Annotated in this window: 15 protein-coding genes; 8 read left to right on the plus strand and 7 right to left on the minus strand. The window is 69.7% G+C overall.

Going from position 1 to position 21,755, the window contains the following annotated elements:
- Nucleotides 1-4: 4 nt before the first annotated feature.
- The 6 genes from MKK50_RS13965 to MKK50_RS13990 form a co-directional block, all read right to left on the minus strand.
- Complete coding sequence (locus MKK50_RS13965; protein ID WP_499023100.1) at nucleotides 5-1,099, minus strand: glycosyltransferase family 4 protein; 1,095 nt, start codon at nucleotides 1,097-1,099, stop codon at nucleotides 5-7.
- 506 nt (nucleotides 1,100-1,605) lie between these two features.
- On the minus strand, nucleotides 1,606-1,929 hold the full coding sequence (locus tag MKK50_RS13970; RefSeq protein WP_253373825.1) for an HPr family phosphocarrier protein: 324 nt from the start codon (nucleotides 1,927-1,929) through the stop codon (nucleotides 1,606-1,608).
- Nucleotides 1,930-2,077: 148 nt separating this feature from the next.
- Nucleotides 2,078-2,479 (minus strand): PTS sugar transporter subunit IIA, encoded by a 402-nt coding sequence (locus tag MKK50_RS13975; RefSeq protein ID WP_003606016.1) that lies wholly within the window; start codon nucleotides 2,477-2,479, stop codon nucleotides 2,078-2,080.
- A 125-nt stretch (nucleotides 2,480-2,604) separates the two neighbouring features.
- Nucleotides 2,605-3,120 carry an HPr kinase/phosphorylase gene (locus tag MKK50_RS13980; protein ID WP_499023103.1) on the minus strand — a complete coding sequence of 172 codons (516 nt, stop codon included), beginning with the start codon at nucleotides 3,118-3,120 and terminating at the stop codon, nucleotides 2,605-2,607.
- Entirely contained in the window at nucleotides 3,117-4,967 is a 1,851-nt protein-coding gene (locus MKK50_RS13985) for a sensor histidine kinase (protein ID WP_499023105.1), read from the minus strand. The genes MKK50_RS13980 and MKK50_RS13985 overlap by 4 nt, the downstream gene beginning before the upstream one ends.
- A 28-nt stretch (nucleotides 4,968-4,995) precedes the next feature.
- Nucleotides 4,996-5,709, minus strand: coding sequence for a response regulator transcription factor (locus tag MKK50_RS13990; protein ID WP_003606011.1), 714 nt, complete (start codon nucleotides 5,707-5,709; stop codon nucleotides 4,996-4,998).
- A gap of 307 nt (nucleotides 5,710-6,016) precedes the next feature.
- On the opposite strand from MKK50_RS13990, the gene MKK50_RS13995 reads away from it, so the two are divergent.
- The 4 genes from MKK50_RS13995 to MKK50_RS14010 all read left to right on the plus strand — a co-directional run bounded on the left by MKK50_RS13995 (nucleotide 6,017) and on the right by MKK50_RS14010 (nucleotide 13,561).
- Entirely contained in the window at nucleotides 6,017-6,820 is an 804-nt protein-coding gene (locus tag MKK50_RS13995; RefSeq protein ID WP_499023107.1) for a HugZ family pyridoxamine 5'-phosphate oxidase, read from the plus strand.
- 161 nt (nucleotides 6,821-6,981) lie between these two features.
- Nucleotides 6,982-8,787 (plus strand): translation elongation factor 4, encoded by a 1,806-nt coding sequence (lepA, locus tag MKK50_RS14000; RefSeq protein WP_499023110.1) that lies wholly within the window; start codon nucleotides 6,982-6,984, stop codon nucleotides 8,785-8,787.
- Nucleotides 8,788-9,041: 254 nt separating this feature from the next.
- A complete protein-coding gene (locus tag MKK50_RS14005; protein WP_499023112.1) occupies nucleotides 9,042-10,295 on the plus strand; it encodes an efflux RND transporter periplasmic adaptor subunit in 1,254 nt (417 codons plus the stop codon).
- A gap of 95 nt (nucleotides 10,296-10,390) precedes the next feature.
- A complete protein-coding gene (locus MKK50_RS14010; RefSeq protein WP_253373819.1) occupies nucleotides 10,391-13,561 on the plus strand; it encodes an efflux RND transporter permease subunit in 3,171 nt (1,056 codons plus the stop codon).
- Between the two features lie 16 nt (nucleotides 13,562-13,577).
- Here MKK50_RS14010 and MKK50_RS14015 read toward each other — a convergent pair whose 3' ends face one another.
- Nucleotides 13,578-14,561, minus strand: a complete 984-nt coding sequence (locus MKK50_RS14015) for a LacI family DNA-binding transcriptional regulator (protein WP_499023114.1) — start codon at nucleotides 14,559-14,561, stop codon at nucleotides 13,578-13,580.
- Nucleotides 14,562-14,773: 212 nt separating this feature from the next.
- On the opposite strand from MKK50_RS14015, the gene ptsP reads away from it, so the two are divergent.
- The 4 genes from ptsP to MKK50_RS14035 all read left to right on the plus strand — a co-directional run bounded on the left by ptsP (nucleotide 14,774) and on the right by MKK50_RS14035 (nucleotide 21,742).
- Nucleotides 14,774-17,335 (plus strand): phosphoenolpyruvate--protein phosphotransferase, encoded by a 2,562-nt coding sequence (ptsP, locus tag MKK50_RS14020; protein ID WP_499023116.1) that lies wholly within the window; start codon nucleotides 14,774-14,776, stop codon nucleotides 17,333-17,335.
- A 3-nt stretch (nucleotides 17,336-17,338) separates the two neighbouring features.
- On the plus strand, nucleotides 17,339-18,286 hold the full coding sequence (pfkB, locus tag MKK50_RS14025; RefSeq protein ID WP_499023118.1) for a 1-phosphofructokinase: 948 nt from the start codon (nucleotides 17,339-17,341) through the stop codon (nucleotides 18,284-18,286).
- Nucleotides 18,287-18,333: 47 nt separating this feature from the next.
- Complete coding sequence (locus MKK50_RS14030; protein WP_499023120.1) at nucleotides 18,334-20,058, plus strand: fructose-specific PTS transporter subunit EIIC; 1,725 nt, start codon at nucleotides 18,334-18,336, stop codon at nucleotides 20,056-20,058.
- A 178-nt stretch (nucleotides 20,059-20,236) separates the two neighbouring features.
- Nucleotides 20,237-21,742, plus strand: a complete 1,506-nt coding sequence (locus tag MKK50_RS14035) for a carbohydrate porin (protein ID WP_499023122.1) — start codon at nucleotides 20,237-20,239, stop codon at nucleotides 21,740-21,742.
- Nucleotides 21,743-21,755 lie beyond the last annotated feature (13 nt).

Genomic DNA, 21,755 nt, shown 5'->3' on the forward strand with positions numbered 1-21,755 from the left:
CGTGTCAGGCCGCCGGACGTTCGAACAGGACGGCGCGGGCGCGGTTGGCGGGAGCACCCGCCAGCACCTCGCGGAAGAGCTCCTCGTAGCCGTCGGTCATCACCTGGGCGTCGTAGAGCGTCTCGGCCCGGCGGCGGCAGGCGCGGCGGTCGAGGCCGACGGCGCGTTGGATCGCGCGGGCGAGGGCCGCCACGTCGTCGGCGGGCGCGAGCGCGCCGGAGAGGCGATCGACGATGTCGGGGATCGCGCCGCGGGCAAAGGCGGCAACCGGGGTGCCGCAAGCCAGTGCCTCGGCGACAACGAGACCGAACGGCTCCTCCCATCGCGGCGAGACGATGGCCGCCCGCGCGCCGCCGAGCTGGCGCGCCAGTTCCCGGTGGGAGAGATGGCCGACATAGGCCGCATCCGCTCCGAGACGCGGCGCGATCCACTCGTTCCAGTAGCGCGGGTTCGGCTGCGGGCCGGCAAAGCGCAGGGGGATCCCGGCGCGGCGTGCCGCATCGATGGCCAGATGCGTGCCCTTCTCCGGCACGATCCGCCCGCTCCAGAACACATATCCTGCCGGGTCGGCTTCGGGGCTGAAGGCGAAGGTCGAGAGGTCGATGCCGTTGCCGATGACGCGGGCGTCCGGCACGAGCGGCTGCCATTCCTGCGCCAGCGACGGCGAGACGGCCGCGAAGATCATGCCGGGCTTGGCCGCCCGCACACCCTCGGCCAGAGATTCGAAGGGCGGCGTGTGCAGCGCCGTGGTCATCGGCACGGGAAGCGTGTGGCTCTCGCGCAGCGGCAGGTCGTGCAGGCTGTTGTTGTGCACGATGTCGAAGCCGCCGCGGGCGATCGCCTCCATGATCCGCTCGTAGGCCGCGAGTTCGGCGCGCTCGATCCGCTCGCAGGCCACGGGATCGCCCAGGGCGTCGCCGGTCGGTGGGCAGACGGGGGTGGGCACCAGCGCCGGATCGGAGCCTTCCGAAGCGAAGAGCGTGACCCGGTGGCCCCTGGCGCGCAGCGCGCCGGCCAAGTGATGCGTGTGCATCTCGAGGCCGCCCAGATAGGGCTGTCCGATCGGGAACTTGAGATGGGCGATGACGGCGATCTTCAAGGGCATTGTCCGACGTCGGTGGCGTGCAAGGACTCTGGGACGAGTCCAACGGCCAGGCTTCCAGCCACACCATCGCCGTTCGTCTAGGAACGCCCGATGAACGAACCCTTCAGGAAATGGAGAGCTTGGGGAATAAAAGTGCCGCAGGCCGCCAAAGGGTCCCGGATCCATGTGTGACACCGCGACAGCCCCTTTCAGGCAGCGCGGTGAGCATGAGTTGTGACCGGGAACGGTATGGCCCGAGGCGCGATCGATGCGGCGACCTGTCGTCGACATCATGGACAGTGCCGCGATGGGACGCTCTACATGGGTGTCAGCTCTAATCTTACGCGCCGCGCCTCAGCGGATCGGGACAGATTGACGAAGGGCTTCACGACCTGCGACGACGCGCGCTGCTGGTCTGGCTCGAAACCGTACAAGGCGATGAGCGACGCCATCGCTCGCGGGCAGGACCGGCGCCGTCGCGCCCAGGATCGCCTTGCCGCGCGAGACAGGGCGGGCGAGGACTACTCGTCCTCTCCGAACTTGTCGGCGAGCAGCGCTGCGATCGCGTCGAGGGCGGCTTGCCCGTCGTCACCGACGGCGACCACGGCGATGGAGGTGCCTTTGGCCGCCCCCAGCGTCAGCAGGCCCATGATCGAGCGCCCGCCGACGGTCTCGCCGCCACGGGTCACCGTCACGGCGGCGGAGAAGCGCTCCACCGTCTGCACGAACTTGGCCGAGGCGCGGGCATGCAGGCCGCGGCGGTTGATGATCGGCAAGATCCGGACGAGGCCGCCCTCGGGCACCTCCGGCTGCGGCTCGATCTCGCCGTCCACGCTCTCTCCCATCGCCCCTGGCACTCCCTCCCCCGCCGCTTCGGTGCGGACCGGCGGCGCGTCGAGGCGCGCCGTTCCGGATGCGGGACGACGTGGTTAAGCCGGGAGCGGGGCGAAGAAAAGGCAGTGCGGGGGTGAGACCGGGCGACTTGCCCGCAAATTACTTGCCCGCAAGAACCCGCGAGGCGACGTTGATGTACTTGCGGCCCGCCTCCTGCGCATGGAGCACGGCGTCGCCCAGGCTCTCGGCCTCGCGCACACTGGCGAGCTTGATCAGCATCGGCAGATTGATTCCGGCGACCACCTCGACCTGGCCGCCGTTCATACATGACAGGGCAAGGTTCGACGGCGTGCCGCCGAACATGTCGGTGAGCACCACGACGCCCTGACCGGAGTTGACCCGACCGACGGCGGACATGATGTCGCCGCGTCGCAGCTCCATGTCGTCCTCCGGGCCGATCGTAATCGTCTCGACCTGCTTTTGAGGGCCGACGACATGCTCCAGGGCGGCCTTGAACTCGGTCGCCAACAGCCCGTGAGTAACGAGCACCATTCCAATCATCGAAGCGTGTTCCAACGCCCTGTGAGCGGAGACGCCATCTTGTGCAGCGCAAGGTGAAGCGCAAGCGGCTCGCGTCGTTTTGCGCGACACAACGAGCTTACCATGACACGGGCGCGGCAACCGCGCTACACATCGCGGCCACCACCGGGCACGAGAGCGGCGGGGTGCGTCCGCATTGCCACGCCGGCTCTCAGCGCCTCACGAATCAGGTACTCGCGCGGATGGCGCGGTTCAAGGGTGAGGCGCGGGACTGCGACGCCAAGGAGTTCGGCGGTGTCGGAAGCGTCGGGCAGGCGCTGCGCCTCCGCCACCAGATCCACCACGAGGCGGAGAACCGCGGCCGGTGCATGCGTCACCAGACGGCGGAGGCCGAGGCCGCGGATCTCGATCAGGCCGGCGAGCGCCGGGTGGGGCCGGGCTACGAGGCGGCCGTGATGCCCCGCCAATCGGATGCGGTCGTCGCCGACGAGGCGGGCATGGCGCCCTTCCAGGAAGAAGCGGTCGAGAAGCGCGAGACAGAGCGCGGACTTTCCCGACCCGGACGGCCCCCGGATCAGCACGCCGGCCTCGTCGAGGAGCACGCAGCTCGCGTGGACCGTTTCCCGTGGCGGCTCGCCGTCCGGCACGCCCTCCCCGCTCATGCGGCGAGGTCGTCGTCGCCGTAGCGGTCGGCCCGAGGGGCCACGGGCAGGCGGACGGTGAAGCGGGCGCCGCGCACCGTCGGGTGCCCCTCCTCGTCGGCCGGGCCAGGACGGTTCTCGGCGCGGATCGAGCCATGATGCGCCTGGATGATCTGCCGCGAGATCGACAGCCCGAGCCCCGAATTCTGGCCGAAGCCCTGTTCCGGCCGGTCGGTATAGAAGCGCTCGAAGATCCGTTCCAGGGCGTGCTCGGGAATGCCCGGCCCCTCGTCCTCGACCACGAACTCGACCTCGGTTTTGAGGCGGCGCAGCGCTACGCGCACCTTGGCGCCGGGCGGCGAGAACGAGCGGGCGTTGTCGAGCAGGTTGTTGACGACCTGTCCGAGGCGGCTGTCGTGGCCGATGATGCGGAACGGGTCCTCGATCTCGGCTGCAGGGCGCTCGATGTCGAACTGGATCACCGCCGCCTTGGCGCGGCGCCGCTCGTTCGCCACCGAGGTCACGGTGGTCAGGAGCTTGCCAAGATCGACCCGGCGCGCCTCCGCGCGGGCGAGTTCCGCGTCGAGGCGGGAGGCGTCCGAGATATCGGAGATTAGCCGGTCGAGGCGCTTCACGTCGTGCTGGATGATCTGCAGGAGCCGGCCGCGGGATTCATCGGTCTTGGCCAGCGGCAGGGTCTCGACCGCGCTCCGGAGCGAGGTCAGCGGATTCTTCAGCTCGTGGCTGACATCGGCCGCGAAGCTCTCGATGGCGTCGAGCCGCCGGTAGAGCGCCTGGGTCATGTCGCGCAGCGCGCCGGAGAGGTGGCCGATCTCGTCGGTGCGGCCGGTGAAATCGGGAATCTCCTGGCGCGACTTGATGCCCCGGCGGACCCGCTCGGCGGCGTCGGCGAGGCGCCGCACCGGACCGGCGATGGCGCCCGCGAGCAGGATCGACAGCACCAGCATCACGGCGGCCGCGACGAGGAACACCTGCAGTAGGCCGAAGCGCTCGGAGGCGATCACCCGGTCGATGTCGCCGCCTTGCGTGGAGACCATCAGCACGCCGCGCACCGAGCCCGCCCGCTGGATCGGCACCGCCACCGAGACGATGGTCTCACCGCGCTCATTGCGCCGGGAGATCGTGCCGCGCGAGCCCTTGAGCGCCGCCTGGACCTCGCGGAAGGCGCGCCCGTCCTGCGGGCCCGCCTCCTCCTGGGCCGAACGCTCGCTGACGACGAGGCCGAGGATGCGGGTGCCGACGAAGTCCCAGATCCGCTCCAGCACATTGGGCTTGGGCGGCTTCACCACGGTGTCGCTGCGGGCGATGTCGCCGCGGGCGTAGAGGGTACGGGTGTCGAACAGCAGGCTCCCCTCGCTGTCGTAGACCCGGGCGCGGTTGCCCGTCGGGGTGACGAGGCGGCGCAGCAGCGGCGCGACCTTCTCGGGGTTGAGCGAGAAGGCGAGCGAAGCGGGATCGTCGTCGAGGTCGCGGCCCTCGCCGACCTGCTGCTGCAGGAGCTTGTCGGGATCGACGCGGATCGTGTCGGTGTCGACGGAGGCCTGGGCGGCGATGGCGCCGGCGATGATGTCGCCCTGGATCAGCAAGCTCTGCACGCGGGCCTGGATCAGCCCCTGGCGGAACTGGTTCAGGTAGAGGAAGCCGAACAGGAGGACGATCAGCCCGACGAGGTTGAGCACCACGATGCGGCGCGTCAGGCTCGACGAGGCGCGCTGGCCGACCGCGTTCCAGAGGTCGCGCGGCCAAGTCAGCGGCGGGCGGGTGAGGGAGCCGACGAGCCGCGCGAGGACGCCGCGGCGGGCGTGACCCTCATCGGAATCGGGCTGGCGGGACAGGGGGGCGAGCATCGACGGACGGGACCGCGGGAAAATCGCCTCAACCCTCCTTGAACCGGTAGCCGACGCCGTAGAGCGTCTCGATCATGTCGAAGCTCTGGTCCGTCACCTTGAACTTCTTGCGCAGCCGCTTGATGTGGCTGTCGATGGTGCGGTCGTCGACATAGACCTGATCGTCGTAGGCCGCATCCATCAGGGCGTTGCGGCTCTTCACGACGCCGGGGCGCTGCGCCAGCGCCTGGAGGATCAGGAACTCGGTGACGGTGAGCGTCACCGGCTCGCCCTTCCAGGTGCAGGTGTGGCGCTCGGGGTCCATCATCAACTGGCCGCGCTCGAGCGAGCGGGCGGCCGCATCCGCCTCGCGGGCGGCGGCACCCGGTGTCGCGTCCTTCGGGGCGAAGCGGCGCAGCACCGCCTTGACCCGCTCGACCAGCAGGCGCTGCGAGAACGGCTTATGGATAAAGTCGTCCGCGCCCATCTTGAGCCCGAACAGCTCGTCGATCTCCTCGTCCTTCGAGGTGAGAAAGATCACGGGAAGGTCCGATTTCTGCCGCAGGCGTCTGAGAAGCTCCATTCCGTCCATGCGCGGCATCTTGATGTCGAAGATGGCGAGATCGGGCGGGGAGTGACGCAGACCGTCCAGCGCCGAGGCGCCGTCGGTGTAGGTCTGAATGCGGTAGCCCTCGGTCTCCAGCGCGATCGAGACGGAGGTCAGGATGTTGCGGTCGTCGTCGACGAGGGCGATCGTGGGCATGCAGTTTCCCTGACTTGACGGCGCGCGCGCCGCCCCTGGCGCGTCCTTGGCGGGGCCCGCAACGGCCAGGCTCGGCACCCGCAAATCGGGAGCCGCCAGCCGTGCGGAGGGTCTCGTCCTTTACGACCATCGTTCGAAAAAAGCGAGCGGCAGTCTAAGCTTGGCCATATCGGACGGCCCGGATAAGGGCATCCGGATGGGGAAAGAGGGCGGACAACGCGCCGCGCCCAGCCCCGGTCTCGCCCCTCGTGCGGAGCGCTTGCGCCGCGCTATGCTCGCCTCTCGAAATCCGGGGAGGAGTGCTTTCATGGCCAACGACGCGATGCCGTCCGCAGGGGAACGCCGCCGGCCGGCCGAACCGCTGCCCGCTTCGGAAGCCCCGTTCGACGCGATCGGGCTCGCCCGGCATCTTCTACGCAGCGTGCGATCGGGCGCGCTCGCCACGATCGATGCAGCCGACGGTACGCCCTTCGCCTCCCTCGTCACCCTCGCCACCGACAGCGACGGCACGCCTCTGATGCTGCTCTCGCGGCTCTCGGCGCACACGCGCAACCTCGATCACGACCCGCGCGCCTCGCTGCTGTTCTCGGTCGGCGGCAAGGGCGATCCGCTGGCCCATCCGCGCCTGACGGTGACGGGGCGCGCCGCGCGCACGGACGAGCCGCGGGTCCGAGAGCGCTTCCTGGCGCGCCACCCGAAGGCAAAGCTCTATGCCGACTTCCCCGATTTCGGCTTTTTCACCCTGGCGCCGACCGCCGGCCACCTGAACGGCGGCTTTGCCAAGGCGGCAACCCTGACGCCGCAGGAGCTGCTCCTGGACATGACCGGCGCCGAGGCCGTCGTCGCGGGCGAGCACGGCGCCGTCGAGCACATGAACGCGGATCACGCCGACGCGCTCGCCCTCTATGCCGCGGGCACGGGCGAGACCGGCAGCGGCTGGCGCCTCACAGGGCTCGACCCGGAGGGGCTCGACCTGATGGCCGGCGAGCGCACGGCGCGGGTGCCCTACCCCGAGCCGGTGCGCGACATGGGCGCCCTGCGCAAGAGCCTCGTGGCGATGGCCGCCGCCGCGCGGGCCGGCGCCGCGGCCGACCCCGAGGGGCAGGCCTGAACCCGTCCGGCCGGCACGCGGCGCGCAGAACGGTCAGCGCGCGGCACGCCCCCCGCCTTGGCGTGCGTGCCCGCCGCTGCTATCTCCGGCCCTGACATTCCCGACAAACCTGCCGTGCGCCGCGTCCGCCCCGCGACGGGACCGCCGTGCCGGAGACCCCGATGACCACCCGCACCTTCGACAACATCCGCAACTTCTCCATCGTCGCGCATATCGACCACGGCAAGTCGACGCTCGCCGACCGGCTGATCCAGACCACCGGCACCGTGGCGCTCCGCGACATGAGCGAGCAGATGCTCGACTCGATGGACATCGAGAAGGAGCGCGGCATCACCATCAAGGCCCAGACCGTGCGGCTGGAATACCGCGCGGAGGACGGCAAGGATTACATCCTCAACCTGATGGACACGCCCGGCCACGTCGATTTCGCCTACGAGGTGTCGCGCTCGCTCGCCGCCTGCGAGGGCTCGCTGCTGGTGGTCGATGCCTCCCAGGGCGTCGAGGCGCAGACGCTCGCCAACGTCTACCAGGCGCTCGACGCCAACCACGAGATCGTGCCCGTCCTCAACAAGGTCGATCTGCCGGCCGCCGAGCCGGACCGGGTGAAGGAGCAGATCGAGGAAGTGATCGGCCTCGACGCCTCCGACGCCGTGCCGATCTCGGCCAAGACCGGCCTCAACATCGAGGCGGTGCTGGAAGCCATCGTCAAGCGCCTGCCGGCCCCGAAGGGCGACCGCGAGGCGCCGCTGAAGGCGCTGCTGGTCGATAGCTGGTACGACGTCTATCTCGGCGTCGTCGTGCTCGTGCGCATCGTCGATGGCGTGCTCAAGAAGGGCATGACCATCCGCATGATGGGCGCGGACGCCGCCTACGGCGTCGACCGCATCGGCGTGTTCCGGCCGAAGATGGCCGATATCGGCGAGCTCGGCCCCGGCGAGGTCGGCTTCTTCACCGGCTCGATCAAGGAGGTGGCCGACACCCGCGTCGGCGACACCATCACCGAGGACAAGCGCCAGACCACGCAGATGCTCGCGGGCTTCAAGGAGGTTCAGGCGGTCGTGTTCTGCGGCCTGTTCCCCGTGGACGCCGCCGACTTCGAGTCGCTCCGCGGCGCCATGGGCAAGCTGCGCCTCAACGACGCCAGCTTCTCCTACGAAATGGAGACGTCCGCCGCGCTCGGCTTCGGCTTCCGCTGCGGCTTCCTCGGGCTGCTCCACCTCGAGATCATCCAGGAGCGCCTGGAACGCGAGTTCAACCTCGACCTGATCTCGACCGCGCCGTCGGTCGTCTACCGTCTGCTGATGCGCGACGGCGAGCACAAGGAGCTGCACAACCCGGCCGACATGCCCGATCCGATGAAGATCGAGACCGTCGAGGAGCCGTGGATCCGCGCCACCATCCTCACCCCCGACGAGTATCTCGGCGGCGTGCTGAAGCTGTGCCAGGACCGGCGCGGCGTGCAGATCGACCTGAACTACGTGGGAAAACGCGCCATGGTCGTCTACGACCTGCCGCTCAACGAGGTGGTGTTCGATTTCTACGACCGCCTGAAGTCGATCTCGAAGGGCTACGCCTCGTTCGACTACCATGTCTCGGACTACCGCGAGGGCGACCTCGTGAAGATGTCGATCCTGGTCAACGCCGAGCCGGTCGATGCGCTCTCGATGCTTGTCCACCGGACCCGCGCCGAGTCGCGCGGCCGGGCGATGTGCGAGAAGCTGAAGGACCTGATCCCGCGCCACCTGTTCCAGATCCCGGTCCAGGCAGCGATCGGCGGCAAGATCATCGCCCGCGAGACGATCCGCGCCTTGTCCAAGGACGTGACCGCCAAGTGCTACGGCGGCGACATCTCACGCAAGCGCAAGCTTCTGGACAAGCAGAAGGAAGGCAAGAAGCGCATGCGCCAGTTCGGGCGCGTGGAGATCCCGCAGGAGGCCTTCATCGCCGCGCTGAAGATGGATGACTGACGGGTCATCTCGCCTCGCTGTCATCACGAGGCGAGGAGATGCACGAGCAACAACCGAGAAAAATCCCGTCCGCGCGTCGAATCGGCGCCTTGCTTCATTTGTGAGAAACCGGTCCCGTCATACCCCCGTCAAGCCGCCACGGTAACGGCGTAATTCGGGAGCTTCGGTTGCGCGCAAGCGAAAGCCGAATCAACAGGCGCGCGGCGCGCCCGTCGTGACATCGAGGCGCTGGGTCGAAGCGGGACGGGACGACGATGGGCGGGGCGCACGAGGACAACCTGACGCCGCACAGGATGCGGCTGCGCACGCAACTCCTCGTTGCCTGCGTGCTGGGGGCTAGCGCGGCGGCCGCCCTCTGGTACGGACGACCGAAGGAGGTCGATGCCGCGGTGCCGACGCCGGCCGCCGTGACGACCGCCGCACCGGGGCGCTTCGTGCTCACCGAGAGCCAGCTCGCCACCGTCACCACCGTTCCGGTCGAGCAACGGCTGTTCTACGAGGACATCGCCACCGAAGGGAAGATCAGCGTCGACGAGTACCGGGCGACGCCCGTCTTCTCGCCCTATGCCGGACGGGTCATCACCATCTTCGCCCGCTCCGGCGAGCAGGTGAAGCAGGGCGACAAGCTGTTCTCGCTCCAGGCCAACGAGATGGTCCAGGCGCAGAACGACTTCCTCGCGGCGCTGAACGTGCTCAACAAGTCGCGCTCGCAGCTCTCCTACGCCACCAACAACGAGAAGCGCCTGCACGACCTCTACGATTCCCGCGTCACCACGCTGAGGGAATTGCAGACGGCGCAGAACGACCTCGCCACCGCGCAGAACGACGCCAAAACGGCAGAGGTCGGCCTGGAGGCGGTGCGCAACCGCCTGCGCATCCTCGGGCTCGCCGACGACGACATGCGGGCGCTCCAGACCAAGGGTGCGATCAACCCCGAGACGACGATCAACGCGCCGCTCTCCGGCACCGTGATCCAGCGCAAGATCGGCCCGGGCCAGTACATCAACACCGGCGGTTCCGACCCCTCCTACCTCATCGGCGATCTCGGCCGGGTCTGGATCGTCGCGCAGTTGCGCGAGACCGACGCGGCCAAGGTCGATCTCGGCGAGCGCATCCGCTTCCGGACCCTCGCCTACCCGAACCAGACCTTCGAGAGCCGGATCAACTACATCGGCGCCTCGGTCGATCCCGCCACCCGCCGCATCGTCGTGCGCGCCGAGGTCGACAACCCGAAGGGGCTCCTGAAGCCCGAGATGTATGCCAGCGTCCACATCATCAACGAGCGCGAGACCGTCTCCCGCGCCGTGCCGCGCCAAGCGGTGATCTTCGAGGGCGACAAGGCGCGGGTCTGGGTGCTCGGCGCCGGCAACACCGTCGAGAGCCGCGCGGTGAAGACCGGCTTCCTCGATGGCAACGACATCGAGGTCACGGAAGGGCTCTCGCTCGGCGAGCGGGTGATCTCGAAGGGCGCCCTGTTCATCGACGGCATGACCGACCAGCCCGGCTGAGGAAGCCCGGCCCCCCGTTTCTCCGCGAACACAAGCATTCCGAGCCGGGGCCGTCCCCGGCCGCGCCGTGACGGCGCGAGGCTGGAACCGACACCATGAACGGCATCGTTGCGCTCGCGCTCCGGCAGCGGCCCCTCGTCATCCTCGCCTTCGTGCTGTTCGTGGTCGGCGGCTTGGCCGCCTTCCAGAACCTCAACATCGAGGCCTATCCCGACCCGACCCCGCCGATGGTCGATGTCGTGACCCAGACCGACGGCCTCTCGGCCGAGGAGATCGAGCGCTACGTCACGATCCCGATCGAGCGGATCACCTCGGGCATGCCGAACCTGAAACAGGTGCGGACGATTTCACTCTACGGTCTGTCCGACGTAAAGCTGCAGTTCGGCTTCGAGTTCGACTACCTCCAGGCCGAGCAGCAGGTCTTGAACCGCTTGCAGCAGCTCGATCCGCTGCCGGCGGGCGCCAAGCCGACCATCTCGCCGATCAGCCCGATCGGCGAGATTTTCCGCTACAAGCTCACGGCGCCGGCCGGCTACAGCGTGCTCGACCTGCGCACGCTCCAGGAATGGGTGCTGAAGAAGCGCTTCCGCGCGGTGCCCGGCGTGATCGACGCCATCGGCTGGGGCGGCAAGACCAAGACCATCGAACTTTCGGTCGATCTCGACCGGCTGATGGCCTACGGCCTGTCGCTTGCCAACGTGGTCAAGACCCTCAACGACAGCAACCTCAATGTCGGCGGCAACCGCGTCGCCATCGGCGGTCAGTCGGCGGTGGTGCGTGCAGTCGGCCTGATCCGTGACATCGACGACATCAACGGCACGGTGCTGACCCAGGTCGGCGGCGCGCCCGTGCTGGTCAAGGATGTGGCCACCGTCACCATCGGCCACCAGCCGCGGCTCGGCATCGCCGGGATGAACGACGAGGACGACATCGTTCAGGGCATCGTCCTGATGCGCCGCGGCGAGAAGTCGACGCCCTCGATCGAGGCGGTGAAGGCGGAGGTCGCCAAGATCGAGGCCGCCGGCATCCTGCCGCCGGGCGTGAAGATCGAGCGCATCTACGACCGCGCCGACCTGATCGCGGTGACCACCCACACCGTGCTGCACAACATGGTGGTCGGCATCCTGCTGATCCTCGCGATCCAGTGGCTGTTCCTCGGCAACCTGCGCTCGGCGCTGATCGTCGTGGCGACGATCCCCTTCGCCCTGTTCTTCGCCGTCGTCATCCTCGTGGCGCGCGATGAATCCGCCAATCTGCTCTCGGTCGGCGCGCTCGATTTCGGCCTCATCGTCGACGGTACCGTCATCATGGTCGAGGCGATCTTCCGGCGGCTCTCCGGCCACGGCATCCCAGGCTATCCGCCACCGGGGCTCGACGCGAAATCGGGCCGCATCGCGCTCGCGGCCGGCGATGTCAGCCGCTCGATCTTCTTTGCCGCGGCGATCATCGTGACCGGCTTCCTGCCGCTGTTCACACTGACCGGCGTCGAGGGCCACATCTTCGGGCCGATGGCGACGACCTATGCCTACGCGCTCCTCGGCGGCCTCATCGCCACCTTCACGGTCACCCCCGCGCTCGCCGCCTACCTTCTCCCCGCCCATATCGAGGAGAAGGAGACGATCCTCGTGCGTGCCCTCGACCGGATGTACCGCCCGGCGGTGCGCGCGGCGCTCGGCGCCCGGCTCGTCACGGTGGCCTGCGTCGCGCTGATCGCCGTCGGCGTAGGGCTGGCGGCGCGCAATCTCGGCTCGGAATTCCTGCCGAAGTTGGAGGAGGGCAACCTCTGGGTCCGCGCCACCATGCCGGCGACGATCTCACTCCGAGAGAGCAACGGCTACGTCAACGAGATGCGCAAGATCATCGCCTCGCTGCCCGAGGTCGAGCGCGTGGTCTCGCAGCACGGGCGCCCGGACGACGGCACCGACGCGGCCGGTTTCTTCAACGCCGAGTTCTTCGCGCCGATGAAGCCGCTCGAACAGTGGCGCCCCGGCGTGGACAAGGAGGCGCTCACCGAGGAGATGCTGCATAAGCTCCAGGCCGCCTTCCCCGGCGTCGATTTCAACCTGTCGCAGTACCTTCAGGACAACGTCGCCGAGGCGGTCTCCGGCATCAAGGGCGAGAACTCGTTCAAGATCTTCGGCAACGACCTGCAGAAGCTCACCGACAGCGCGAAAAGCGTGATGAAGGTGCTCTCCACGGTCCGCGGCGTCGAGGATCTGGCGGTGTTCCAATCGCTCGGCCAGCCGACCATCGAGATCGACGTGGACCGGGTGCGCGCCGCCCGCTACGGCCTGACGCCCGGCGACATCAACACCACGGTGCGCACCGCCATCGGCGGCGACTCGGCCGGCGATCTCTACGATCCGGGCTCCGAACGGCACTATCCGATCATGGTGCGGCTCGCGCCGCAGTTCCGCCAAAGCATCGAGGCGATCGCCAACCTGCGCATCGCTGGCCAGAGCCCGGCCAACGGCGCACCGGTGCAGTTCCCCCTGAGCGCGGTGGCGCGGGTCGAACTCGTCTCCGGCCCCGCCTACATCTACCGCGAGGCGCAGGAGCGCTACCTGCCGGTGAAGTTCTCCGTGCGCGGGCGCGACCTCGGCAGCACCATCGAGGAGGCGCGCGCCCGCGTCGCCAACGAGGTCAAGCTGCCCCAAGGCTATCGGCTGGAGTTGGTCGGCGAGTTCAACAACATGAAGGGCGCGATCGCCCGCCTCTCCGTGACCGTGCCGATCGCGATCGGCATCATCGCGATCCTGCTGTTCATGAACTTCTCCTCGGTGACCGATTCCCTGCTGGCGCTCAGCGTGATCCCGATGGCGATGGCCGGCGGCATCCTGGCGCTGTCGCTCACCGGCACCTCGTTCAGCGTCTCGGCGGCGATCGGCTTCATCGCGCTGCTCGGCATCGCGGTGATGGACGGCATCATCGTGCTGTCGTTCTACAACGACCTCCTCGCCGCGGGCGTGCAGCGCGTGCCGGCGATGCTGCGCACCTGCTACACGCAGATGCGCCCCGTGGTGATGACCTGCGTCGTGGCCGGCGTCGGCCTGCTGCCCGCGGCCTTCTCCACCGGCGTCGGCTCGCAGGTGCAGAAGCCCCTGGCGCTGGTGGTGGTGGGCGGCATGGCGCTGGCGCCCTTGCTGATCCTGCTCGTGCTGCCGGTGCTGATCCTCACCTTCTCGCGCCGCAAGCCCGCCGTGCATTCGGAGGCCTCGGACCGGGTCGCGGCCGCGCAGGCGCATTCGCCCGCCGGCGCGCATTGAGGGGCGTCAGCGCCCCTCACCCCCGCCGCGTCGAGCCCCGCAACACCGCCCGCCCGCTCAGCGTCACCTTGCGCACCGGCTGGCCCGGATGCTCGATCCGCTCGAACAGGAGGCGCATCGCCTGGGCGCCGATCTCGGCCACCGGCTGCTCGATCACGGTCAGGCCGGGCTCGACCAGATCGGTCCAGGGCTCGTTGTCGAAGCCCGCGAGCGCGAGATCCCTCGGCACGGCGAGCCCGAGGGTCCGGGCCGCGCGCACCGCTCCCATCAGCATCAGGCCGTTGGAGAGGACCAGCGCCTCGGGCCGGTCGGACTGGGACAGCCAGCGCGCTGCCTCCGTTTCCGCGGCCGCCGCGTTCGGCGCCACGGTGCGGGCAAGCGGCGCGAGGTCGTAGCGGGCCATGGTGGTCTCGTAGCCGGCCTGACGCTCCCGCGCGGTCGAGCTGGTGGAGCCGAACAGGCCGCCGATGTGCCGGAAACCCTGCGCCACGAGGTGATCGACCAGGGACGCGGCGGCGGCCGCGTTGTCGAGCACCACGCTGTCATGGGCACCGGGCAGTCCCGAGCGATCGATGAACACCGTGGGGAAGGACAGGCTGTCCGCCTTCAGCGCCTCCGCCGTGATGCGGGTGGGGGCGAAGATCACGCCGGTGACGCGTTCCTCCTCCATCAGACGGAGGTACATCGCCTCGCGGGCCGGATCCTCGTCGGTGTTGCACAGGATCACCCGCATCCCGGCGGCGTAGGCCGCATCCTCCACCGCCCGGCTCACCGCCGTGAAGAACGGGTTGCGGATGTCGGCGACGATCAGACCGATGGTCTGCGCCGCCTTCGAGCGCAGGCGCCGGGCCGAGAGGTTCGGCCGGTAGCCGGTGGCTCGAACCGCCGCCTCGACCTGCTCGCGCACGGCATCGCTCACCGGCCCGCGCCCGAGCGCACGCGACACCGTCGCCGTCGAGACACCCGCCACGCGGGCCACGTCACGGATTCCGACGCTCATCGGATGGGAAACGTTTTCATCGGCATGAGGCGGTTCTGCCATTCCACGGAAGGTGGAGCAAGCGGCGGCCTGCACTTTGATGCATGATGACGCTTGACGCAGGTTGTGAAAACGTTTTCATAGAGAACAACAGGTCAGGCCGAAGCGCCAACGATGACCGACGCACCCGGCAAAGCCATCCGGGGCGCCCCCCGGGTTGAGGAGAGCACGCCATGCTCGCGCTGACGCCGACATTTTCGCCCCCGCGGACGGGTCCGCAATTGCTGGTGCGCCTCGGCGCCGCCCCCGCGAGCAAGGAGGCCGCGATCCGCGAGGCCGCCGGGCTGCTGACCGCCGCCGGCTGCATCGACGGCGCTTACGGCGCCAGCATGCTGCGCCGCGAGGGGGTGGCGAACACCTATCTCGGCCACGGCGTCGTCATCCCGCACGGCATGGTCGATGACCGCCATCTGGTGCGTGAAAGCGGGCTCGCCGTCCTCCAGATTCCCGGCGGCATCGAGTGGCACGACGGCCAGACCGCGCATCTCGTGGTCGCCATCGCCGCGCAGTCGGACACGCACATCACCGTGCTGCGCCGCCTCACCCGCCTGATTCAGGACGAGGCCCGCCTCGAACAGCTCCGGACCACGGAGAGCGAGGCCGATATCGCCGCCGCGCTGACAGAGGATGCCGCCGCGCCGATAGCGTCCGGCCCGGTCACGGATCTGCGCCAGCGCTTCGACTGGACCGTCGATTACCCGACCGGCCTGCACGCCCGGCCCGCCTCGCACTGGGTCGAGACCGCCCGCGCGCTGCCGGCCCGCATCCAGGTGCGCCACGGCGATGGGGTCGCGGACGCCAAGAACCTCATCGCCCTGCTGCAACTGGGCCTGCGCTGCGGCGATGAGGTGACGATCTCGGCCGAGGGCGACGACGAGGCCGGCGCGCTCGCCAAGATCTGCGCTGCGGTGACGTCTTTGAGCGCTGGCGAGAAGGCCGCGGCCCAGCGTGCGGCAGAGGCCGCAGCCAAGGCCGCCGCACCGGTGGCCGGATGGAACCCCGCCGAGAGCCTTCGGGTGATGGCCGGCATCGGCGCCAGCCCCGGCCTCGCGATCGGCCCGATCCACGTGCTGGCGGCGGCCGAGGTCGCCGTGCCCGACGAGCCCGAGCCGCTCACTTCCGGCGCCGACCGGTTGCACCGGGCGCTCGCGACGACGGGCGGCCAGCTCAAGGCGCTCGCCGACGACACCGAGCGGCGCCTCGGCAAGGCCGATGCCGGCATTTTTTCCGCGCAAGCCGATCTGATCAAGGACACCGACCTGATCACGCTCGCCTGCCAGCTCATGGTCGAGGGCCACGGCGTGGCCTATGCCTGGAACGCCGCTGTCGAGCGGATGGCGGGCCAACTCGCGGCGCTCGGCAATCCCGTCCTCGCCGCTCGCGCCGCCGACCTGCGCGATGTCGGCCGCCGGGTGCTGGCGCAGATCGACCCGGCGCTGAAGAGCGGCCACGACCTGCCGGACGTGCCCTGCATCCTGATCGCCCCCGACCTCGCCCCCTCCGACACGGCGGGGCTCGATCCGGCCCGCGTCATCGGGCTCGCCACGGCGCAGGGCGGCCCGACCTCGCACACCGCGATCCTGGCCCGCACCCTGGGCATCCCGGCCCTCGTCGCGGGCGGGCCCGGCCTGCTGGCGCTCGCCAACCACACGCTCGCGATCATCGACGGCACCACCGGTCGGCTCTACCTCGACCCCAGCGAGGCCGACATCGCCTCGGCCAAAGCGTGGCAGGCGCGCCAGCGCGAGCAGGCCGAGGCCGAGGCGCGGGAGCGGGCGATGCCTGCCGAGACCCGCGACGGCCACCGCATCGCCATCGGCGCCAACGTCAACAACCCGGAGCAAGTGCCGCTGGCCCTGGATCAGGGCGCGGAGGGCGTCGGCCTGATGCGCACCGAGTTCCTGTTTCTGGAGCGGGGCGACACGCCGTCCGAGGACGACCAATACGCGACCTATTCGGCCATGCTGAAGGCGCTCGGGGGCCGCCCGCTCATCGTGCGCACCCTCGACATCGGCGGCGACAAGCAGGTCGCCCACCTCCGCCTGCCGAAAGAGGAGAACCCCTTCCTCGGCGTGCGCGGCGCCCGCCTGCTGCTGCGCCGGCCCGACTTGATGGAGCCGCAACTGCGCGCCCTCTACCGGGCCGCCAGGGACCATGTGCCGGCCGACGCCCCCAAGGGCAAGGACGCGCCACTCTCGATCATGATGCCGATGATCACCTCGGTGCCCGAGGTGCTGCGGCTGCGCGCGATCTGCGAGGAAATCCGGGAGGAGATCGGCGCGCCGGAGGTGCCGCTCGGGATCATGATCGAGGTGCCGGCCGCCGCGGTGCAGGCCGACGTGCTGGCCCGGCACTGCGACTTCTTCTCGATCGGCACCAACGACCTCACCCAGTACACGCTCGCCATCGACCGCCAGAACACCGACCTCGCGCCGGAGGCCGACTCGCTCCACCCGGCAGTGCTGCGGCTGATCCGCATGACCTGCGAGGGCGCGGCCCGGCACGGGCGCTTCGTCGGCGTCTGCGGCGGTATCGCGGGCGATCCGTTCGGCGCCAGCCTGCTCGCGGGCCTCGGCGTCCACGAACTGTCGATGACGCCCCGCGATCTCCCCGGCGTGAAGGCACGCCTGCGGGCCTGCGACCACGCCGAACTGAAGGCGCTCGCAGGGCAAGCCTGCGCCCAGGAAGACGCGGCGTCCGTGCGCGCCCTGGACAAAGCCGCGACCGGAGCCTGAGCGATGCGCCTCGTCACCCTCACCCTCAACCCGGCGATCGACCAGACCGTCACCCTGGAAACCCTCTCCCCCGGCAGCGTCCACCGCGCCCGCTCGGTCTGGTCGGATGCCGGCGGCAAGGGCGTCAACGTCGCCTGCTGCCTCGCCGATTGGGGCCTGCCGGTCGCCGCCACCGGCGTGCTCGGCCAGGACAACGCCGCGCCGTTCGCGCAGCTTCTGGCGGCCAAGGGCATCGACGACCGCTTCGTCTGGATCGCCGGCGAGACGCGCACCAACCTCAAGCTGCTCGACGCATCGACCGGCGAGACCACCGACATCAACCTGCCGGGGCTCGAATTCGGCCCGTCCATCGTCGAGGCGGCGCGCGCGGTCCTGAACGATCTCACCGGTCCCAGCAGCCTTGCGGTGCTCGCCGGGAGCCTGCCGCGCTCGCTCGGTCCCGACATCTATGCCCGGCTCACCGCCGAACTGAAGCGCCGCGGCGTCCGCGTCGTCCTCGATGCCTCCGGGCCGGCGCTGGCCGCCGCCCTCGCAGCGCGGCGGGAGAGCCTGCCCGACGCGATCAAGCCGAACCGGCACGAGTTGGAGGAATGGGCCGGGCGCCCGCTTCCCGCCCTCGCGGACGTGCTCGACGCAGCGAGGGAACTCCAGAGCCGAGGCATTGCCCTGGTTTGCGTCTCGCTTGGAGCCGAGGGCGCGCTGTTCGTCGCGTCCGAAGGCGCGGTGCGGGCGCTGCCCCCGCCGACGCGGGTGGCGAGCACCGTCGGCGCGGGCGACGCCCTCGTCGCCGGCCTCGTCGCCGGGCTGCACGACGGCCTGGCCCTGCCCGACCTCGCCCGGCGGGCGCTGGCCTTCGCCGCGGGCAAGCTCAGCCGCACGGGGGCGAACCTGCCGGGACGGGCCGAGGTGGAGGCACTCGCTGCCGAGATCCGGGTCGAGCCCCTGGGCTGAGCGCGACGGACGGCCAACGACCAAGCAAGAATCCGAGGAGGAAACCCATGGCACAGCTTCTGGCCGTGGTGGGAGGCGGAGACCTCTCCACCCACGCCGTCCTTGCCGCCGAGGCCCTGCGCAAGGCGGCCGGGCGGCGCAACACGCCGATCACTCTCGAAATCCGCAGCAAGGGCGCCGGCGGCAACCCGCTCTCCGAGGCGGCCATCGCGGAGGCGAAAACTGTGCTGCTGGTCGGCGAGGGCGACCTCGGCGAGGGCCGCTTCGGCGCGCTGCACCGGGCGCGCGCCGCGATCGAGGACGTGCTCACCGACGTCAACGCCGTGTTCGACCGCTTGAGCGCCAGTGCGGAGGGGCCCTCCCCTGCAGCAGGCGCCGCGGCCGGCCGCAAGAGAATCGTGGCGATCACCTCCTGCCCCACCGGTATCGCCCACACCTTCATGGCGGCCGAGGGCATCCAGGCCGCGGCCCAGCTCCTTGGCCACGACGTCCGCGTCGAGACCCAAGGCTCCGTCGGTGCCCGCGACGCCCTGACCGCGCCGGAGATCGCAGCGGCCGACATCGTGCTCATTGCCGCCGATACCGGCGTCGACCGGGCGCGCTTTGCCGGCAAACGGGTCTACGCCACCAACACCAAGGCCGCGATCCGCGACGGCAAGGGCCTGATCGCCACCGCGCTGGCCGAGGCGCAGATGCAGGCGGCAGGCACCACCGAGGCGCAGGCCGACGGCCCCGCCCGCCCGGCCGCCGCCGAGAGACAGGCCGGCGCCTACAAGCACCTGATGACAGGCGTCTCCTTCATGCTGCCCTTCGTGGTGGCGGGCGGCCTCTTGATCGCGCTCGCCTTCGCTTTTGGGGGCATCGACGCGATGAAGCCGGAGAATGCCGGCACACTCGGCTACGCGCTGGGCGAGATCGGCGCCAAGGCCGCCTTTGCCCTGATCGTGCCGGCGCTCGCCGGCTACATCGCCTACTCGATCGCCGACCGGCCCGGCATCGCGCCCGGCATGATCGGCGGCATGCTGGCCGCCAACCTTCAGGCCGGCTTTCTCGGCGGCATCGCGGCAGGCTTCATCGCCGGCTACACGACAAGTTTCCTGAACAAGCATATCCGCCTGCACAGGAATCTGGAGGGCCTGAAGCCCGTCCTGATCCTGCCGCTCATCGCCACCACGATCACCGGCCTGCTGATGGTCTACGTCGTCGGCGTGCCGGTGGCCGCCGTGCTCGCCGCGCTCACCGAGTGGTTGAAGGGAATGCAGGGGGCGAGCGCCCTGCTGCTCGGCCTCGTGCTCGGCGGGATGATGGCGGTCGATATGGGCGGGCCGATCAACAAGGCGGCCTACGCCTCCTCCGCCGCCTTGCTCTCGTCGGGCGTCGATGCGCCGATGGCGGCGGTGATGCTCGGCGGCATGACGCCCCCGCTCGGCATTGCGCTCGCCACCCGGCTGTTCCCGTCCCGCTTCACTGCGCCGGAGCGCGAGGCCGGCGGCGCGGCCGCCGTACTGGGCGCGGCCTTCATCACCGAAGGCGCGATCCCCTTTGCCGCCGCCGACCCGCTGCGGGTGATCCCCTCGATGGTGGCCGGCTCGGCCGTTGCGGGCGCCATCGCCCTCACCTCGGGCGTGACCCTCAAGGTGCCCCATGGCGGCCTGTTCGTGCTGCCGATCCCCAACGCCGTGACCAACGTGACGGGCGCGCTGATCGCGCTCGCCGTGGGCACGATCGTGACGGGGCTTCTGGTCGGCCTCCTGAAGAAGCGTGCCGCCTGACCGGTCGGGCGGAGCCGAACCGACGGCGCGCGCGACCGCCTGGTCCGCGCCCCGCTTCAAGAGCGACCCACGCAGATGCCAGTCGCACCAAATTGCAACTCTTAGTTATTATTCACTCAAATCACATCCCGGAACGGGGCGCCAAGACAAACCGACACGTCGTCGATGGGGGAACGACATGAAAGCCGAAAAGGCAGCTTGGGCCGCGATCGGCCTGTTCACGGCGCTCGGGCCAGGGGCGATGTCGGTGGGCGCGCAAGATGCCCCCCCGCGGCCGGGCCTCGCGCGTGCCGAGAGCGGCGTCCCGGCCGTCGTCCGGCGCCCCGCCCTGCGGCGGGTCGCGCGGCGGGCACCACCACCCCGGCCCTTCGGCGATGATGGCAGCGCGGCCGCCGCCGCCGACGTGCTCGGCCAATCCGCGACGCCCCCGGCCCTGTCGCCCGGCACATTCGATTTCGGCAACGGCCTCTCGTTCCTGCTCAACTATACGGGACAGGCGGCGGCCAACCCCGTCGGCGGCATCCGCCAGGGCAGCGCTTACGCCGGGCAGCTCTTCTTCGGCATCGACGCCGACCTGCAACGTCTGGCCGGGATCGAGGGTGGCTCAGTCCACATCGCGGTCACCAACCGCCATGGCCGCAACCTCGCCGACGACTTCATCGGCAACAACACGAGCGTGCAGGAGATCTTCGGCGGCGGCCAGACCACGCGGCTGACGCTGCTCTCCTACCAGCAGAAGCTGCTCGACAATCGGCTCGACATCGAGGTCGGACGCTTGGTCGCCAACATCAACTTCCTGAACTCGCCGGTCTACTGCAACTTTCAGACGAATTCCGCCTGCGGCAACCCCACCTTCGTGTTCAAGACCTCGAACTTCACCTTCTGGCCGGTGGCGAGTTGGGGCGGGCACGCCAAGGCGTGGCTGACGGATCGGGTGTTCTTCCATGTCGGCGCCTACGAGGTGAACCCGCTGCACCAGCAGCCCGGCGACAACGGCCTCGACTTCTCGACCAAGGGCGCGACCGGCGCGATCGTGCCGTTCGAACTCGGCTACTCGACGACCTTCGCCAACGATGCGCTGCCCCGCAATTACGGCATCGGCGGCTGGGTCGATCGCTCCGATTACACCGACCCGGTGCGGGACGTGGCCGGCGGCCGCCGGGTGCTCACCGGATTGTCCCCCGCCACCCGGTTCGGCCGTTCAGGCATCTATGCCCGCTTCGACCAAATGGTCTGGCGCCCCGATCCGAACGGCATCCAGGGGCTGACCCTGTTCGGCGTCGCCATGGCCGGCACCGGGGGGCGCTTGGTCGAGGATTACTTCCTGGAGATCGGCGCGCTTCAGACCGGCACCTTCGCGGGGCGCCCCTACGATACGGTCGGCTTCGTCATCAACACGCAAGCCTTCAGCCCGCTGGCGCTCGGCAATATCGAGGCGGCGCAAGCCTCCCTCGGTCTGTTCCGCACGATTCCACGGCAGCAGATCATGATGGAGCTGAACTACGGCATCCAAGTCTCGCCTGCGATCCGCCTGACGCCGAACCTGCAATACATCGTCAACCCGGACCAGACACGGTTTCCGTACTACCCGAAGAACATTCCCGACGCGTTCGTGGTCGGCGCCAAGCTCTCGGTGGACCTGTTCACGCTCGCCGGCCTCGCCAAGGGCCCGGGGAATCCGTGAGGAGCGGCACGGC

The organism is Methylobacterium sp. J-043, from assembly GCF_022829505.1.
GTDB classification, from domain to species: domain Bacteria; phylum Pseudomonadota; class Alphaproteobacteria; order Rhizobiales; family Beijerinckiaceae; genus Methylobacterium; species Methylobacterium extorquens_A.

Excerpts from the sequence above, each read along its gene's own strand:
- MKK50_RS13970 (WP_253373825.1), bottom strand. The coding sequence starts at position 1,929 with ATGGGAGAGAGCGTGGACGGCGAGATCGAGCCGCAGCCGGAGGTGCCC.
- MKK50_RS13975 (WP_003606016.1), bottom strand. The coding sequence starts at position 2,479 with ATGATTGGAATGGTGCTCGTTACTCACGGGCTGTTGGCGACCGAGTTC.
- MKK50_RS13980 (WP_499023103.1), bottom strand. The coding sequence starts at position 3,120 with ATGAGCGGGGAGGGCGTGCCGGACGGCGAGCCGCCACGGGAAACGGTC.
- MKK50_RS13985 (WP_499023105.1), bottom strand. The coding sequence starts at position 4,967 with ATGCTCGCCCCCCTGTCCCGCCAGCCCGATTCCGATGAGGGTCACGCC.
- MKK50_RS13990 (WP_003606011.1), bottom strand. The coding sequence starts at position 5,709 with ATGCCCACGATCGCCCTCGTCGACGACGACCGCAACATCCTGACCTCC.
- MKK50_RS13995 (WP_499023107.1), top strand. The coding sequence starts at position 6,017 with ATGGCCAACGACGCGATGCCGTCCGCAGGGGAACGCCGCCGGCCGGCC.
- lepA (WP_499023110.1), top strand. The coding sequence starts at position 6,982 with ATGACCACCCGCACCTTCGACAACATCCGCAACTTCTCCATCGTCGCG.
- MKK50_RS14005 (WP_499023112.1), top strand. The coding sequence starts at position 9,042 with ATGGGCGGGGCGCACGAGGACAACCTGACGCCGCACAGGATGCGGCTG.
- MKK50_RS14010 (WP_253373819.1), top strand. The coding sequence starts at position 10,391 with ATGAACGGCATCGTTGCGCTCGCGCTCCGGCAGCGGCCCCTCGTCATC.
- MKK50_RS14015 (WP_499023114.1), bottom strand. The coding sequence starts at position 14,561 with ATGAGCGTCGGAATCCGTGACGTGGCCCGCGTGGCGGGTGTCTCGACG.
- ptsP (WP_499023116.1), top strand. The coding sequence starts at position 14,774 with ATGCTCGCGCTGACGCCGACATTTTCGCCCCCGCGGACGGGTCCGCAA.
- pfkB (WP_499023118.1), top strand. The coding sequence starts at position 17,339 with ATGCGCCTCGTCACCCTCACCCTCAACCCGGCGATCGACCAGACCGTC.
- MKK50_RS14030 (WP_499023120.1), top strand. The coding sequence starts at position 18,334 with ATGGCACAGCTTCTGGCCGTGGTGGGAGGCGGAGACCTCTCCACCCAC.
- MKK50_RS14035 (WP_499023122.1), top strand. The coding sequence starts at position 20,237 with ATGAAAGCCGAAAAGGCAGCTTGGGCCGCGATCGGCCTGTTCACGGCG.